This is a genomic window from Actinomadura geliboluensis (assembly GCF_005889745.1).
Classification (GTDB): Bacteria; Actinomycetota; Actinomycetes; order Streptosporangiales; family Streptosporangiaceae; genus Spirillospora; species Spirillospora geliboluensis.
Genome location: NZ_VCKZ01000227.1, coordinates 1 through 14,905, shown reverse-complemented (window position 1 = coordinate 14,905; position 14,905 = coordinate 1). Strand labels below are relative to the sequence as shown.

Below are 14,905 nucleotides of genomic sequence, written 5' to 3'. Positions count from 1 at the left end.
GCCCCACCCCGTCACCATCTGCCGTCCTCCCGCCGGCCCGGCCGCGTGCCGCCGTTGCGCATCCCGCATCGCTGAACTAATGTCTGGACACGTGTCCGGAAACCAGGAGCTGACGACCGAGCCCACCCGCCGCCGCCTCACCGAGCGGCAGGCCGACACGGTGCGGCGGCTGACCGACGCCGCCGTGGAGGAGGTCGGCGAGACCGGCTACGAGGGACTGACCGTCCGCAACGTGGCCAGGCGCGCCGGGGTCGCCCCCGCGACCGCCTACACCTACTTCGCCTCCAAGAACCATCTCATCACCGAGGTGTTCTGGCGGCGGCTCAGCGCGCTGCCGCCGGTGGAGGCCGACGGCACGCTGCTCGAACGCGTGGTGGAGGTGCTGCGCGAGATCGCCCTGCTGGTGTCGGACGAGCCGGAGCTGGCGGCGGCGTGCACCACCGCGCTGCTCGGCACCGACCCCGACGTCCGGGAACTGCGGGTGCGGATCGGCGTCGCGATCCGCGAGCGGCTGCGCGCCGCGCTCCGCGACCACGACGACCCCAAGATCCTCGGCGCGCTGGAGCTGGCCTACACCGGCGCGCTCGTGCACGCGGGCATGGGCTACACGTCCTACGCCCGCATGGCCGACCGGCTCGCCGAGATGGCAGAGCTCATCCTGCCCGAACCCCCCGAGTGAGGTGACGGCCGTGGACCCTGCTGCGCAGGTCTCCTACAGCCCGTTCGACTACGCCGTCCACGAGGACCCCTACCCCCTCTACGCGCGCCTCCGCGAGGAGGCGCCCCTCTACCGCAACGACGAGATCGGCTTCTGGGCGCTGTCCCGGCACGCGGACGTCGCGGCGGCGTTCCGCGACCACGGCACGTTCTCCAACTCCCACGGCGTCTCGGTGGAGCCGAGCGCCTGGGGCCCGCACGCGCACCGGACGATGTCGTTCCTGGCGCTCGACCCGCCACGCCACACGCGGATGCGCGCGCTGGTGTCCAAGGGCTTCACGCCGCGGCGGGTCAAGGAGATGCAGGACGGCATCCGCGCGCTGACCCTCCGCCATCTGGAGCCCGCCCTGGAGAAGGGCGAGTTCGACTTCGTCTCCGACTTCGCCGGGCTGCTGCCCATGGACGTCATCTCCGAGATGATGGGCGTCCCCGAGGCCGACCGGGTCGAGGTCCGCCGCCTCGCCGACACGGTCGTGCACCGCGAGGAGGGCCTCAACGACGTCCCGCCCGCCGGGATGGACGCCGCGCTCACCCTCGTCGGCTACTACCAGGACATGGTCGCCGAACGGCGCCGCACGCCCGCCGCCGACCTGACCTCGGCGCTGCTGGAGGCCGAGCTCGACGGCGACCGGCTGGACGACACCGAGGTCATCGCGTTCCTGTTCCTGATGGTCGTCGCCGGCAACGAGACCACGACCAAGCTGCTCGCCAACGCCCTGTACTGGGGGGCGCGCAACCCCGGCCAGGCGGCGAAGCCCCTCGGCGACCCGGCGCGGGTCGACGACTGGGTGGAGGAGACGCTCCGTTACGACACCTCCAGCCAGATGCTGGCCCGGAAGGTCGTGAAGGACGTCGAGCTGCACGGCCGGCGGGTCCCCGCGGGCGACCGGATGCTGCTGCTCGTCGGGTCCGCCAACCGCGACCCGCGCGTGTTCGCCGACGCCGACGCCTACGACCTCGACCGCGACACCTCCCAGCTCGTCAGCTTCGGCGGCGGCCGGCACTTCTGCCTCGGCGCCAACCTGGCCCGGCTGGAGGCGCGGATCGCGCTGACGGAGTTCGTCCGGCGCGTCCGGTCCTACGAGGTCGACCACGCGAACGCCGAGCGGGTCCACTCGGTGAACGTGCGCGGCTTCGCGTCCCTGCCCGTCCGCGTGGAGGTGCGGTGATGCCCAGGTTCGACCCCCATCCCGAGCGGCGGCCCGCCGTCGTGGCCGGCGCGTCGTCCGGGATCGGCGCGGCGACGGCGACCGCGCTGGCGATGGCCGGGCACCCGGTCGCGCTCGGCGCGCGGCGCCTCGACAAGTGCGAGGAACTGGCCGCGACGATCCGGGCCGGCGGGGGAGAGGCGTTCGCGCACCCGCTGGACGTCGCCGACGCCGACTCCGTCAAGGCGTTCGCGGCGGCCGCCGGCGACGCGCTCGGCCCGATCGAGGTCGTCGTCTCCGGCGCCGGCGACCTGGCCGCCGGGCGCCTGCACGAGATCGGCTCCGACGCGTTCGCCGCGCAGATCGAGGTCCACCTCGTCGGCGCGCACCGGCTCGTGTCGCACTTCGTCCCGGGGATGGTGGGACGGCGGCGCGGCGACATCGTGTTCATCTCGTCCGACACCGTCCCCGCCCCGCGCTCCTGGACGGGCGCCTACGTCGCCGCCAAGAACGGCGTCGAGGGCATGGCCCGCACGATGCAGATGGAACTGGAGGGGACGGGCGTCCGCGCGTCCATCGTCCGGCCCGGCCCCACCGCGACCGGCATGGGCATGACCTGGGACGCCGACACCACCGGCGCCGTCCTGGAGGACTGGGTGAAGTGGGGCCACGCCCGCCACCCGTACTTCCTGCGCCCCTCCGACGTCGCCGCCGCCGTCGCCGCGATCGTCGCGACCCCGCGCGGCGCCCATCTCCGGCTCGTCGAAGTTCAGCCCGAAGCCCCCCTGGAGGAGTCATGACAGCGTTGGTGGAGCCGCGCACCGTGTCGGGCGGGCCCGACCACCTGGAGGAGCTGCGCTCGGACCCGATCGGGCTGATGCGCCGGGTCCGGGAGGAGTGCGGCGACGTCGGCGAGTTCGTGCTCGCCGGGCGGCGGGTCGTGCTGCTGTCGGGCGCCGAGGCCAACGAGTTCTTCTTCCGCGCCCCCGACGAGGAACTCGACCAGGCCGAGGCGTACCCGTTCATGACGCCGATCTTCGGCGAGGGCGTGGTGTTCGACGCCACCCCCGAGCAGCGCCGCGAGGCCCTGCACAACCAGGCGCTCAAGGGCTCGTTCATGAAGGGCCACGCCGCGACGATCTCCGCCGAGGTCGACCGGATGATCGCCGGCTGGGGCGACGAGGGCGAGATCGACCTGCTCGACTTCTTCGCCGAGCTGACGATCTACACCTCGTCGGCGTGCCTGATCGGGCGCAAGTTCCGCGAGCAGCTCGACCGCCGGTTCGCCGACCTGTACCACGACCTCGAACGCGGCACCGACGCCATCGCCTACGTCGACCCGCACGCCGACATCGAGAGCTTCCGCAAGCGGGACGCCGCGCGGGCCGCGCTCGTCGAGCTCGTCCAGGGGATCATGGACGGCCGGGACCCGCGCCCGCCGAAGGAGGACCGCGACCTCCTCGACGTCCTGATGTCCATCAAGGACCCGGACGGGACGCTGAAGTTCGACGCCGACCAGGTCACCGGCATGTTCATCTCGATGATGTTCGCCGGGCACCACACCACGTCCGGCACCGCCGCCTGGACGCTCATCGAGCTGCTCCGCCACCCCGAGGTGCTGAGCGGCGTCGTCGCGGAACTGGACGAGCTGTACGCCGACGGCCGCGAGGTCTCCTTCCAGGCGCTGCGCGCCATCCCCCGGCTGGAGTCGGCGATCAAGGAGGCGCTGCGGCTGCACCCGCCGCTGATCCTGCTGCTGCGAGTCGCGCAGTCCGACCAGGAGGTGCTCGGCCACCGCATCCCCGCCGGGACGATGGTCGGCTGCAGCCTCGCCGTCTCCAACCGCATCGAGAGCGACTTCCCCGACCCGGACGCGTTCGTCCCCGACCGCTACATCGCGCCCCGCGAGGAGGACCTCCTCAACCGCTGGACGTGGGTGCCGTTCGGCGCCGGCCGGCACCGCTGCGTCGGCGCGAACTTCGCGATGATGCAGCTCAAGGCCATCTTCTCGGTGCTGCTGCGGGACTGGGAGTTCGAGGCCGCGCAGCCGCCGGAGACCTACCGCAACGACCACTCCAAGATGGTCGTCCAGCTCGCCCAGCCGTGCGCCGTCCGCTACCGCAGGAGGCGGCGGTGAGGGTCGAGGCCGACCTGGACCTGTGCCAGGGCCACGCCATGTGCGAACTGGAGGCCCCCGACGTCTTCGAGGTCCCGCACAAGGGCAAGGTGCGGGTCCTCGACGCCGAACCCCCCGACGATCTGCGCCCCGAGGTCGCCGCCGCCGTCCGCTACTGCCCCACCCAGGCCCTCAGACTGCTGGAGACGTGATGCCCTCGTTCCCCCGTGAAGAGCTCGACGCGATGGTCGAGCACTGGCTGGCCGAGAACCGCCGCTGCGAGGAGGCCGGCGACTGGCGTCCGCTGGCCGACCTCTACACCGAGGACGCCACCTACGGCTGGAACATCGGCCCCGACCAGGACTTCATGGCCGTCGGCCGGGACGAGATCCGCGACCTCGCGCTCGGCTCGGAGATGGGCGGCCTCGACGGATGGACGTACCCGTACCAGAGCATCCTCGTCGACGAGGTGAAGGGCGAGGTCGTCGGGTTCTGGAAGCAGGTCGCCGACGCCGCCCGCCCCGACGGGACGCCCTACGAGGTGCTCGGCATCGGCGGGTCCTGGTTCCGCTACGCCGGGAACCGGCGGTGGTCGTGGCAGCGCGACTGGTTCGACCTCGGCAACGTCACCTCGGTGTTCGTGGAGATGATGAAGGCGGGGGTGCTGTCGGACGGGATGAAGCGGCGCCTCGACCGGGCCGCGGCCGGCGAGCCGATCCCCGGCTACTACCGGCGCGGCGAGAGCCCCGTCCCGATCTGGTGACCGCGGGCCCGGCCGGGTGACCGCGGCCGGCGGGTCAGATCTGGCCCTCCGGCTTCGGCGGGATCGTCGCCTTGATCGACGGCCCGAGCTCGATCAGCACGTCCCCGGCCGGGTTGTACTTCGGCGGCACCGTCACCTCGACGTACGCCTGCCGGCCGACCGCCGTGAAGGTGACCGGTCGGTCGGCGGGCACCCCGAACCAGTCGACCCCGTTGATCGTCACCAGCTCGGACGCGGGCTGCAGCGCCGCGGGCCGGGGCACGCCGCAGCGCAGCGCGATCGCGGGCGACCCCCACGCGGCGGTGAGCGGCGAGTCGGGGGAGGTGTCGCGGCGCTCCTGCCCGCGCACCTTCGCGGGCAGCCGCAGGCCCTCGCACAGCCGCGCGACGGCCGCGTCCGGGCTCGGCACGGGCACCTGCACGGCGCCGTCGCCGCAGGCCGCGACCAGCACCATCGGCCCGGCGAGCAGCACCGCCGCGAGGCGCCGCCGCCCCGCTCCCCCCGGAAAGACCATCTAGATGTGCACGATCGGGCAGGTGAGCGTGCGGGTGATGCCCTCGATCGCCTGGATCTGCGCCACCACGAGCCTGCCCAGCTCGTCGACGTTGCGCGCCTCCGCGCGGACGATCACGTCATAGGGCCCCGTGACGTCCTCCGCCAGGGTGACGCCCGTCACGCCGGAGATGTGGCTCGCCACCTCGGCGGCCTTACCGACTTCGGTCTGGATGAGGATGTAGGCCTGCACCATCACGTCCTCCCCAAGCGGAGAATCTGCCGTCGGACGGTTCACCGTATCGTGTTACGCGCCGTCGCGGGGTTCCGGGGTGCCGGGTGCCCCGGCGGGGCGGCGCGAGCTGGCGGAACACGGGGGAACGGACGCGGATGGGCACGATCGGCGAGCTGGGCGAGTTCGGATTGATCGACCGGCTGACGCGGCGGCTGCCGCAGGGCCCGGCGGTCCGGCTCGGCCCCGGCGACGACGCGGCCGTGGTCGCCGCGCCGGACGGGCGCGTCGTCGCCACCACCGACCTGCTCGTGCAGGGGCGGCACTTCCGCCTCGACTGGTCCGGTCCGTACGACATCGGGCGCAAGGCCGCCGCGCAGAACCTCGCCGACGTCGTCGCGATGGGCGCCCGGCCGACCGCCCTCCTGGTCGGCTTCGCGGCCCCGCCCGAGACCCCCGCGGACTGGGCGGAGGCGCTGTACGACGGGCTCGCCGACGAGTGCCGCGCCGCCGGGGCCTCGGTCGCGGGCGGCGACGTCGTGTCCGCGCCGCGGATCACCCTCGCGATCACCGCGCTCGGCGATCTCGGCGGCGCGGCGCCGCTCACCCGGTCCGGCGCCCGCCCCGGCGACGCCGTCGCCGTCCGCGGCAGGCTCGGCTACGCCTCCGCCGGCCTCGCGCTGCTCACCGAGGGGCGCGACGGGCCCGCCGAGCTGATCGCCGCCCACCGGCGCCCCGAACCGCCCTACGAGGCCGGGGACGAGGCCCGCGCCCACGGCGCCACCGCCCTGCTGGACGTGTCGGACGGGCTCGTCCAGGACCTCGGCCACATCGCCGACGCCGGCGGCGTGCGCATCGAGATCGACTCCGCGGCCGTGCCCGTCCCGGAGATCCTCGGCCCCGACGGGCTGAGGCACGCGCTCACCGGCGGCGAGGACCACGCGTTCGCCGCGACGTTCCCGGGCGCCGTCCCGGCGTCCTGGTCGCGGATCGGGACCGTGGCGGCGGGTTCGGGAGTGCGCGTGGACGGCCGCGAACCGCCGCCCGGCGCGTGGGACCATTTCGCCGTCTGAACGGCGGGTGCACGCACCGCGTACAGCCGTGTGCGTTGACGCATCCGGTAGGCAGGTTTGGGGCTGGTTTGGTATACATCCTGTGATCGAAGAGGGATGGGATGGGACGACACACGAGGCACGAGCGACCGGACGATGAACCCGTACCGGGCGCCTCGGCATCCCGGGAGCCGTACTACGCGGCTCCGGTCGACCCGTCCTACCAGGCGTTCTCCGGGCCCACCGACGACCGCGTCTTCGTGTCGTCGTACGAACGGCCCAGGTCGGGGCCTCCGCCCGCCCCCGAGGGGTACCGCTTCGACCCGCTGCCCGGGGACTACCCCGGCGACCATCCCGGCGCTCCCGACCCCGCCTACGCTCCCGAAGACCCCCTCGACGGGCCGCTCGACCGGCCCCAGGCGGGCGCCGCCCCCGAACCCGACGGCGGGCGCGGCCTCACGAAGTTCATCGCGAAACTCCCGCTCCCGCTGCTGCCGATCGTCGCGCTCGTCGTCGCGGTCGGATCGGTCTCCTACGCGCTGAGCACGCAGCAGATATCGCTCAACTTCGCGGGCGGCGGCGGCGCCCCCCGCGACACGCAGAGCAACCCCCGCGACAGCCAGGTCTCCCAGCGCGGGCCGGGGGAGCGCGCCGGACGCGGCAACGCCCGCGCCGACGGCCTGGTCATCTCCTTCAAGGTCGCCTCGAAGCGGCCCGGCGGCTTCAAGGCCACCGCGACCATCGCCAACAAGGGTCAGGCGCCCGTCCCGAAGTGGGCCCTCGCCTTCAAGATCCCCGACGCGTCGGTCACCGCGATCAGCGGCGCCACCGTCGTGCGGACCGGTTCCCTCGCCTTCGTCCGGGGCCGCAGCGCGATCGCTCCCGGCGACACCGTCCGCCTCGTGTTCACCGCGCAGGGCACCGCCGCCTCCAAGCCGACCACCTGCGTGCTGAACAAGCTCCCCTGCGCCCTGATCTGAGCAAACGCCGAAACCACCATAAGGTGGACGGCATGTCGCATACTTCGTCCGCGTCGAAGACCCCGCCCCTCGCGCTCACCATCGCGGGCTCGGACTCCGGCGGCGGCGCCGGCATCCAGGCGGACCTGAAGACCATGCTCGCCCACGGCGTCCACGGGATGAGCGTCATCGCCGCCGTCACCGCGCAGAACTCCCTCGGCGTCCAGGGCTACTGGGAGCTCCCGCCCGAGGCGGTGCGCGCGCAGCTCGACTCCGTCCTGTCCGACATCGGCGTGCACGCGATCAAGACCGGCATGCTGGCCTCCACGGCACTGGTCGAGATCGCCGCCGAGGCCATCGCCGCCACCGACGCGCCCGCCGTCGTCGACCCGGTCGGCGTCTCCAAGCACGGCGACTCGCTGCTCGCGCCCGACGCGGTCGACGCCGTCCGCACCGCCCTGCTCCCGGTCGCGACCGTCGTCACGCCGAACCTGTACGAGGTCGAGCAGCTCACCGGCGTCAAGGTCGTGGACGAGTCCGGTCTGCGCGAGGCCGCCGAGGCGGTCAAGGCCCTCGGCCCGCGCTGGGTGCTGATCAAGGGCGGCCACCTCCCCGGCGAGCCCGCCGACCTGCTGTTCGACGGCGAGCACGAGCACCGCTTCACCGCGCCGAGGCACGACAACCGCCACACCCACGGCACCGGCTGCACGCTCGCGTCCGCGATCGCGTCCAACCTGGCCCTGGGCGATGACGTCCCCACGGCGGTAGCGAAGGCCAAGCAGTACGTGACGGGCGCCATCGCCGCGGGCTTCCCCCTGGGCAGCGGCATCGGCCCGGTAGACCACGCCTGGCGCCACCGCCCCTGACCACCACACCCCGGCCGCGCGCGGGCTCGGCCGGGGTGGCTTTTGTGTCCGGGCATGCGAAAATCGGCCCATCGGGTTCGATGGGCCGACTCGGAGTCCTGTGCGGTTGTGGCGCCGCCGGGGCGGGTCAGACCGTCGGCTTGACGATCTTGCCGGCCTTGATGCAGGACGTGCAGGCATTGATGCGCTTGGTGCTGCCGTTCACGACGGCGCGCACGCGCTGGATGTTGGGGTTCCAGCGGCGCGGGGTGCGGCGGTGCGAGTGGGAGACGCGCATGCCGAAACCGGGTCCCTTGCCGCAGACGTCGCAGACGGAAGCCACGGGAAACTCCAAGTGGTATCGATGCTCTGACCGGAGCGCCGCCCCGGTGCCGCCGGCGGGGCGGGCCGGGCATCATGGGTGCTCACTGACGAGCGCCTCGGACGAGGCGCACGGATCAGATTAGCCGACAGCCAGTCGGTAGGCGAATCGCGGATGGGGAGGGGAGCGGTCTTTGGGCGAGGTCCTCGACGGTCCGGCGGTGCGCCGGTGGTGCCGGCTGGCGGCGGACGCGCTCGGCCGCACCAGGGGCGAGATCGACGCGCTCAACGTGTTCCCCGTCCCGGACGGCGACACCGGCACCAACCTGCACCTGACCGTGATCGCGGCGGCGGAGGCGCTGGACGCGCTGCCGGCCGCCGCGGGCCCCGCCGAGACGTGGCGGGCGCTCGCGCGCGGCGCGCTGCTCGGCGCGCGGGGCAACTCCGGTGTGATCCTCAGCCAGGTGTTCCGGGGCCTCGCCGACGTCCTCGGCCCGCTGGCGGCGCCGCCGGACGGCGCGGCGTTCGCCGGAGCGCTCGGGCACGCCTCCGAGCTGGCCCGGGGCGCCGTCGAGCATCCGGTGGAGGGGACGATCCTCAGCGTCCTCGCCGAGGCCGCCGAGGCGGGGGCGGCCGGCGGGGCCGGGCTCCCCGCGGCGTGCCGGTGCGTCGCGGACGGGGCCCGGCGGGCGCTGCGCCGCACCACCGGCCAGCTGGACGTGCTGGCCCGCAGCGGCGTGGTCGACGCGGGCGCGGCCGGGCTCTGCGTGGTCCTCGACGCCCTGGCCGCCGTGGTCACCGAGGAGTACCCCGAGCGGTACGAGGTGCCCGCGCGCGCCGCCGCGACGGCGCCCCCGCCCGAGCGCCCGGAGCCGCAGGGCCCCGGCTACGAGGTGATGTACCTGCTCGACGCGCCGGACGGCGCCGTCCACGACCTGCGCGGACGGCTCGACGGCCTCGGGGACTCGCTCGTCGTGGTCGGCGGCGACGGGCTGTGGAACGTCCACGTCCACGTGGACGACGCCGGCGCCGCGATCGAGGCGGGCATGGCGGCCGGGCGTCCGCACCGCATCCGCGTCAGCTGCCTGCACGCGGACCCGGAGGAGCCGCACGCCCCGCACACCGGCCGCGCGGTGATCGCCGTGACCGCCGCGGGCGGGCTCGCCGCGCTGTTCGAGGAGGGCGGGGCGCGGGTCGTCCGCCGCGAGCCGGGCGCGGTCCCGCCCCTCGCGGTGCTGGCGGAGGCGATCCTGGCGGCGGGCGACGAGGTGGCCGTGCTGCCGAACGAGCCCGAGGTGCTCGCGCTCGCCGAGGCCGCGGCGGAGCGGGCGCGGGACGGCGGCGCGCGGATCGCGGTGGTGCCGACCAAGGCGTCCGTCCAGGGGCTGGCGGCGCTGGCGGTGCACGATCCGCTGCGCCGCTTCGGTGAGGACGTGATCGAGATGACCCGCGCCGCCGGCGCGACCCGCTCGGGCCGGCTTGAGGTCGCCGAGGAGGAGGCGGTGACCAGCGTCGGGCTGTGCCGGCCGGGCGACGTCCTCGGCCTGATCGAGGGCGATGTCGCGACGATCGGCGCGGACGTCGCCGCCGTGGCGCGGGGCGTCCTCGACCGGATGCTGTCCGGCGGCGGCGAACTCGTCACGCTGATCGTCGGCGCGCGGGCTCCGGACGGCCTGGCCGACGCGCTCGGGGAGCACTTGCGCCGGGAGCATCCCGATGTGGAGGTCGGCGTCTACGCGGGCGGGCAGGAACGCCACCCCCTCCTCATCGGCGTCGAATGATTCCCGTCGTGCCCATGGGCTAGAAAAGAGTGCGTGGCGAATCTCGACGAGCCGTTGCGCAAGGTCCTCGGCGACAAGACGGCCAAGGCGCTGGAGAAGGGCCTCGACCTGCACACGGTCGGCGACCTGCTGCACCACTACCCGCGCCGCTACGCCCACCGGGGCGAGCTGACCCAGCTCAGCGGGCTGGAGGACGGCGAGCACGTCACGGTCATGGCGGAGGTCGTCAAGGTGCAGGGCCGCACCCTGACCCGCAGCCCCGGCTACGTCCTGGAGATCACCGTCACCGACGGGACCGGGCAGCTCAAGCTGAGCTTCTTCGGCCGCAAGGGCTCCTACCGGGCCGAGAAGGACCTGTCGCCCGGCACCCGCGGGCTGTTCGCCGGAAAGATCAGCACCTACCGGCCGCGCAGCGGGAACGTCGTCCGGCAGCTCGCCCACCCGCAGTACAAGGTCGTCCACGAGCGGAGCGCCGAGCAGGCCGCGCAGGAGTGGGCGGACGAGATCATCCCGATCTACCCGTCCACGAAGGCGCTGCCCATCGAGACGATCGGCACGTCCGTCGAGACCGTCCTGACCCATCTGGACCTGCCCGCCGACCCGATGCCGGACGCCCTGCTCCAGCGGCGCGGCCTGATCGGGCTGCGGGAGGCGTACGAGGGCATCCACCGCCCCAAGAGCTGGGAGGAGCTGGGCCGCGCCAAGAAGCGCCTGAAATGGGACGAGGCGTTCGTCGTCCAGGTCGCGCTCGCCCAGCGCCGGCTCGCCGCCGCCGCGCTGCCCGCCAAGCCGCGCCCGCCGGCGTTCGGCGGCGTCCAGGCGGAGTTCGACGCGCGCCTGCCGTTCGAGCTCACCAAGGGCCAGCGCAAGGTCGGCGACGAGATCGCCGCCGACCTGGCCAAGGAGCACCCGATGCACCGCCTCCTCCAGGGCGACGTCGGAGCCGGCAAGACGATTGTCGCGCTGCGGGCGATGCTGCAGGTCGTGGACGGCGGCGGGCAGGCCGCGCTGCTCGCGCCGACGGAGGTCCTCGCGCAGCAGCACTACCGCTCGATCACCGGGATGCTCGGCGACCTCGCGCAGGCGGGGCAGCTCGGCGGGGCCGAGCACGCCACCCGCGTGGCGCTGCTGACCGGGTCGCTGGGCGCGAAGGCGCGCAAGGAGGCGCTGCTGGACGCCGCGTCCGGCGCCGCCGGGATCGTCGTCGGCACCCACGCGCTGCTGCAGGAGAGCGTCCAGTTCGCCGACCTCGGCCTCGTCGTCGTCGACGAGCAGCACCGCTTCGGCGTCGAGCAGCGCGACGCGCTGCGCGAGAAGGTCGACGGCGGGCGCCCGCACGTCCTGGTGATGACGGCGACGCCGATCCCGCGGACGGTCGCGATGACCGTGTTCGGCGACCTGGAGACCTCGGTCCTCGGGCAGCTCCCGGCCGGGCGGTCGGAGATCCAGACCCATGTGGTGCCGCCGGAGAAGCCCGCGTTCTTCGCGCGCATCTGGGAGCGCATCAAGGAGGAGGCGGAGAAGGGCCGGCAGGTCTACATCGTCTGCCCGCGCATCGGCGAGCAGGAGGGCGACGAGGGCGACGCCGTCGCCGCCGAGGAGGGGGAGCGCAGGTCGCCGCTCGGCATCATGGAGGTGCTGCCGAAGCTGGAGGAGCTGCTCGCCGGGCTGCGCATCGGCGTCCTGCACGGCAAGCTGCACCCCGACGAGAAGGACGCGGTGATGCGCCGCTTCACCGAGCGGGAGCTCGACGTCCTGCTCGCCACCACCGTCATCGAGGTCGGCGTGGACGTCCCCAACGCCACCGTCATGGTCATCATGGACGCCGACCGGTTCGGCGTCTCCCAGCTCCACCAGCTGCGCGGCCGGGTCGGGCGCGGGTCGCTGCACGGCCTGTGCCTGCTGGTCACCGAGGCGGAGCCGGGCAGCAAGGCCCGCGAGCGGCTCGACGCCGTCGCGTCCACCACCGACGGGTTCGAGCTGTCGCGGCTCGACCTGGAGCAGCGCCGCGAGGGCGACGTGCTGGGCGCCGCGCAGGCGGGCCGCGCGTCCAGCCTGCGGCTGCTGACCCTGCAGCGGGACGAGGACGTGATCCGCGACGCCCGCGAGGAGGCGACGGCGCTCGTCGACGCCGACCCCGATCTGGCCGATCATCCCGGCCTCGCCACCGTCCTGTCCTCCCTCCTGGACGAGGACCGCGCCGACTTCCTGGAGAAGACCTAGCTCGCCGCGCGCCGGCCTCGCCGCCGCTCACTCCGGACACACGGTTGATCACAGAGGTCTAACGTGAGTGGATGGTGAGGGGCCATCGGGGGCTCGCGAGGGTACGGGTCCCGGTGGCGGCCCGTACGCGACGGAGGAGCTCCCCATGACGTCCGTTGGCCCTTTGGCGCCCGGCGACCCCGCGCGGCTCGGGCGGTACGAGCTGACCGGACGGCTCGGGGAGGGCGGGCAGAGCGTCGTCTACCTCGGCCGCCGCGAGGACGGGACGCAGGCCGCGGTGAAGCTGCTGCGCGACCAGTTCAGCCGCAGCCCCGAGTGGCGGGCGCGGTTCGAGCGCGAGATGCGGATGATCGGGCGCGTCGCCGGGTTCTGCACGGCGCAGGTCGTCGACGCCGACATCTCCGGCGACCTGCCGTACGTGGTGAGCGAGTACGTGCCGGGGCCGTCGCTCAGCGGGCTCGTCCACGAGCGCGGGCCGCGCACCGGCACCGACCTCGACCGGCTCGCGATCGGCACCGTGACCGCGCTGGCGGCGATCCACCGGGCGGGGATCCTGCACCGCGACTTCAAGCCGTCCAACGTGCTGATGGGGCCGGACGGCCCGCGCGTCATCGACTTCGGCATCGCGCGGATCGCCGGCGCCCCGGCGGCGAAGGGCAGCGGCGTCGTCGGGACGCCGTCCTACATGGCGCCCGAACAGGTGACCGACGCCGAGCTCGGCACCGGCGTCGACATGTTCGCCTGGGCGGCGACGATGCTGTTCGCGGCGACGGGGCGGCACCCGTTCGGCAACGACACGATCTCCGCGGTGTTCCACCGGATCCTGCACTACGAGCCGGACCTGTCGGCGCTGCCGGAGTCGCTGCGCGGCGCCGTCGCGTCCTGCCTGGCGAAGGACCCGGCGCTGCGCCCGGAGGCCCAGCGGGTGCTGCTGGACCTGCTCGGCGGGCAGGCCGTGCCCGAGGACGAGGGCCCGCTCAGCACCGGCGCCCACTTCGCCGGGGACGCGCGGGTGCTGCCGCTGCCGACCCCCGCGCGGCCGGGCGGCACCGATCCGGGCGGGGCGCCTCCGCCGCGGACCGTCCCGCCGCGGCACCGCAGGCGCGGGCTGGGCGTCGCCGCCGCGGTGGCGGCGGTGGTCGCGCTCGCGGCGGGCGGGACGGCGTGGGCGCTGATGGCGGGCGGCTCCGGTGAGGCGCCCGCGCGGGCGGAGACCGGCACCGCGGCCCCGCCCGCCGCCGCCGCCGAGGCGGTCGCGCCCGCGACCCAGGCGATCGAGGCGGTGCTCAGCTTCGACCACGCCCGCTTCGACCAGAACGTGGCGGCGGCGCACCGGGCGTCGACGGGCCGGTACGGGGCCGACTACGACCGGCAGCTCGCGACGCGCGACTACCGCGCGGAGCTGACCGAGAAGAAGGGTTCGGTCACCGCGGACGTCGTCGACGCGGCCGTCGTGTCGGCGGCGGACGGCAAGGTCACCGTCCTGTCGTACGTCCGGCGGACGGTGCGCGCCGAGAACGCCGACCCGTCCCGCCTCCAGGACCCGATGCGCGCGACCGTGGTCAGGCAGGGAAGCGGGTGGCTGCTCGACAGCCTGTACTCGCTGAAGGCGGGCTCGCCCCGCGCCGACATGTCCGGCGCGACCTGGCCGGGGACGCAGGCGCGGGGAGCGGCCGGCGCGGTCTCCGGCGACCCGGCCGTGGCGCGCGGGACCCCGCTGGAGGTCGGCCTGCGCGCGGGCGGGACGGAGCAGCAGGTCACGGCCCTGGTGCTGGTCGGCGCGTGCAAGGGCGGCTGCACCGACGGCGACGCGGTCGAGATGCGCCGCCTCCTGCTCGAACGGGCGGGCGGCGGATGGAGGGTCGCGAAGTCCGAGGCGCTCTGAGACGCCGAAAGGGCGCCCCCTGCGCGGGGACGCCCCTTCGGCTGGGCGGCTCAGGACTCGCGGGCGTGGCGCCTGCGGGTCGCGGCCACCGCGGCGCTGCCCGCGCCGATGGCGGCGAGGCCGAGCGCCACCAGCGGCAGCGCGTCGGTGCCGGTGAACGGCAACCCCTGGGGCGGGGTGAACTCGGCGGCGGTCGCGCCGGGGCCAAGGCCGGTGCCGGACGGCAGCTCCGGCGGCATCCGAGTCCACTGGACGTCACCCTCGTCCGCGCTCGATGTCGGCGTCCGCACGTCGGTGCCCGGGCGCGATCCCCGGCACGTGGGGGAGTACGCGCGGCCGTCCCCGCCCGGTTCGACGGGCGCGCGGGAGCG

15 protein-coding genes and 1 pseudogene are annotated in these 14,905 nt (G+C 74.4%); 12 read left to right on the top strand and 4 right to left on the bottom strand.

Annotation, left to right across the window (positions count from 1 at the left end; all coding sequences use genetic code 11):
* The first annotated feature begins 91 nt into the window (after positions 1 to 91).
* Genes ETD96_RS26990 through ETD96_RS26965 form a run of 6 tightly spaced genes read left to right on the top strand, consistent with a single transcriptional unit; the run spans position 92 to position 4,744 of the window.
* A complete protein-coding gene (locus ETD96_RS26990) occupies positions 92 to 679 on the top strand; it encodes a TetR/AcrR family transcriptional regulator (RefSeq protein ID WP_240808260.1) in 588 nt (195 codons plus the stop codon).
* A 10-nt stretch (positions 680 to 689) separates the two neighbouring features.
* Positions 690 to 1,886, top strand: a complete 1,197-nt coding sequence (locus ETD96_RS26985) for a cytochrome P450 (RefSeq protein ID WP_205719477.1) — start codon at positions 690 to 692, stop codon at positions 1,884 to 1,886.
* Positions 1,886 to 2,665, top strand: a complete 780-nt coding sequence (locus tag ETD96_RS26980; RefSeq protein WP_138639293.1) for an SDR family oxidoreductase — start codon at positions 1,886 to 1,888, stop codon at positions 2,663 to 2,665. Before ETD96_RS26985 ends, ETD96_RS26980 begins: the two co-directional genes overlap by 1 nt.
* Complete coding sequence (locus ETD96_RS26975; protein ID WP_138639292.1) at positions 2,662 to 4,002, top strand: cytochrome P450; 1,341 nt, start codon at positions 2,662 to 2,664, stop codon at positions 4,000 to 4,002. The genes ETD96_RS26980 and ETD96_RS26975 overlap by 4 nt, the downstream gene beginning before the upstream one ends.
* The gene (locus ETD96_RS26970) at positions 3,999 to 4,193 is read left to right on the top strand and encodes a ferredoxin (protein WP_138639291.1); all 195 of its coding nucleotides are present in this window, start codon (positions 3,999 to 4,001) and stop codon (positions 4,191 to 4,193) included. Before ETD96_RS26975 ends, ETD96_RS26970 begins: the two co-directional genes overlap by 4 nt.
* Positions 4,193 to 4,744, top strand: a complete 552-nt coding sequence (locus tag ETD96_RS26965; protein ID WP_138639290.1) for a nuclear transport factor 2 family protein — start codon at positions 4,193 to 4,195, stop codon at positions 4,742 to 4,744. The genes ETD96_RS26970 and ETD96_RS26965 overlap by 1 nt, the downstream gene beginning before the upstream one ends.
* Positions 4,745 to 4,778: 34 nt before the next feature.
* Here the strand turns inward: ETD96_RS26965 and ETD96_RS26960 are convergent, their stop codons facing one another.
* Together ETD96_RS26960 and ETD96_RS26955 are read right to left on the bottom strand one after the other, a co-directional pair.
* The gene (locus ETD96_RS26960) at positions 4,779 to 5,258 is read right to left on the bottom strand and encodes a DUF3515 domain-containing protein (protein ID WP_240808258.1); all 480 of its coding nucleotides are present in this window, start codon (positions 5,256 to 5,258) and stop codon (positions 4,779 to 4,781) included.
* Positions 5,259 to 5,492: an Lrp/AsnC family transcriptional regulator gene (locus tag ETD96_RS26955; protein WP_138639289.1), complete on the bottom strand. Its 234-nt coding sequence runs from the start codon at positions 5,490 to 5,492 to the stop codon at positions 5,259 to 5,261.
* 134 nt (positions 5,493 to 5,626) lie between these two features.
* Here ETD96_RS26955 and ETD96_RS26950 point away from each other — a divergent pair, with 134 nt between their 5' ends.
* From ETD96_RS26950 to thiD, 3 genes are all read left to right on the top strand, one after another.
* Positions 5,627 to 6,541: a thiamine-phosphate kinase gene (locus ETD96_RS26950; protein ID WP_138639288.1), complete on the top strand. Its 915-nt coding sequence runs from the start codon at positions 5,627 to 5,629 to the stop codon at positions 6,539 to 6,541.
* A 101-nt stretch (positions 6,542 to 6,642) separates the two neighbouring features.
* The gene (locus ETD96_RS26945) at positions 6,643 to 7,500 is read left to right on the top strand and encodes a cellulose binding domain-containing protein (protein ID WP_138639287.1); all 858 of its coding nucleotides are present in this window, start codon (positions 6,643 to 6,645) and stop codon (positions 7,498 to 7,500) included.
* 32 nt (positions 7,501 to 7,532) lie between these two features.
* Positions 7,533 to 8,345: a bifunctional hydroxymethylpyrimidine kinase/phosphomethylpyrimidine kinase gene (gene thiD / locus ETD96_RS26940; RefSeq protein WP_138639286.1), complete on the top strand. Its 813-nt coding sequence runs from the start codon at positions 7,533 to 7,535 to the stop codon at positions 8,343 to 8,345.
* Between the two features lie 127 nt (positions 8,346 to 8,472).
* On the opposite strand, the gene rpmB is transcribed toward thiD, so the two are convergent.
* Complete coding sequence (gene rpmB / locus ETD96_RS26935; RefSeq protein ID WP_067632165.1) at positions 8,473 to 8,667, bottom strand: 50S ribosomal protein L28; 195 nt, start codon at positions 8,665 to 8,667, stop codon at positions 8,473 to 8,475.
* 172 nt (positions 8,668 to 8,839) lie between these two features.
* Here rpmB and ETD96_RS26930 point away from each other — a divergent pair, with 172 nt between their 5' ends.
* From ETD96_RS26930 to ETD96_RS26920, 3 genes are all read left to right on the top strand, one after another.
* Positions 8,840 to 10,426, top strand: a complete 1,587-nt coding sequence (locus tag ETD96_RS26930; protein WP_138639285.1) for a DAK2 domain-containing protein — start codon at positions 8,840 to 8,842, stop codon at positions 10,424 to 10,426.
* A gap of 33 nt (positions 10,427 to 10,459) precedes the next feature.
* Complete coding sequence (recG, locus tag ETD96_RS26925) at positions 10,460 to 12,649, top strand: ATP-dependent DNA helicase RecG (RefSeq protein ID WP_138639284.1); 2,190 nt, start codon at positions 10,460 to 10,462, stop codon at positions 12,647 to 12,649.
* A 145-nt stretch (positions 12,650 to 12,794) separates the two neighbouring features.
* Entirely contained in the window at positions 12,795 to 14,534 is a 1,740-nt protein-coding gene (locus ETD96_RS26920; protein ID WP_138639283.1) for a serine/threonine-protein kinase, read from the top strand.
* Between the two features lie 50 nt (positions 14,535 to 14,584).
* Here the strand turns inward: ETD96_RS26920 and ETD96_RS46055 are convergent.
* Positions 14,585 to 14,905, bottom strand: a pseudogene (locus ETD96_RS46055) (hypothetical protein); the annotation flags it as partial.

Coding starts and splice junctions, on each gene's coding strand:
- ETD96_RS26960 (WP_240808258.1), bottom strand. CDS start 5,258: ATGGTCTTTCCGGGGGGAGCGGGGCGGCGGCGCCTCGCGGCGGTGCTG.
- ETD96_RS26950 (WP_138639288.1), top strand. CDS start 5,627: ATGGGCACGATCGGCGAGCTGGGCGAGTTCGGATTGATCGACCGGCTG.
- ETD96_RS26965 (WP_138639290.1), top strand. CDS start 4,193: ATGCCCTCGTTCCCCCGTGAAGAGCTCGACGCGATGGTCGAGCACTGG.
- ETD96_RS26920 (WP_138639283.1), top strand. CDS start 12,795: ATGACGTCCGTTGGCCCTTTGGCGCCCGGCGACCCCGCGCGGCTCGGG.
- ETD96_RS26980 (WP_138639293.1), top strand. CDS start 1,886: ATGCCCAGGTTCGACCCCCATCCCGAGCGGCGGCCCGCCGTCGTGGCC.
- ETD96_RS26955 (WP_138639289.1), bottom strand. CDS start 5,492: ATGGTGCAGGCCTACATCCTCATCCAGACCGAAGTCGGTAAGGCCGCC.
- thiD (WP_138639286.1), top strand. CDS start 7,533: ATGTCGCATACTTCGTCCGCGTCGAAGACCCCGCCCCTCGCGCTCACC.
- ETD96_RS26945 (WP_138639287.1), top strand. CDS start 6,643: ATGGGACGACACACGAGGCACGAGCGACCGGACGATGAACCCGTACCG.
- ETD96_RS26975 (WP_138639292.1), top strand. CDS start 2,662: ATGACAGCGTTGGTGGAGCCGCGCACCGTGTCGGGCGGGCCCGACCAC.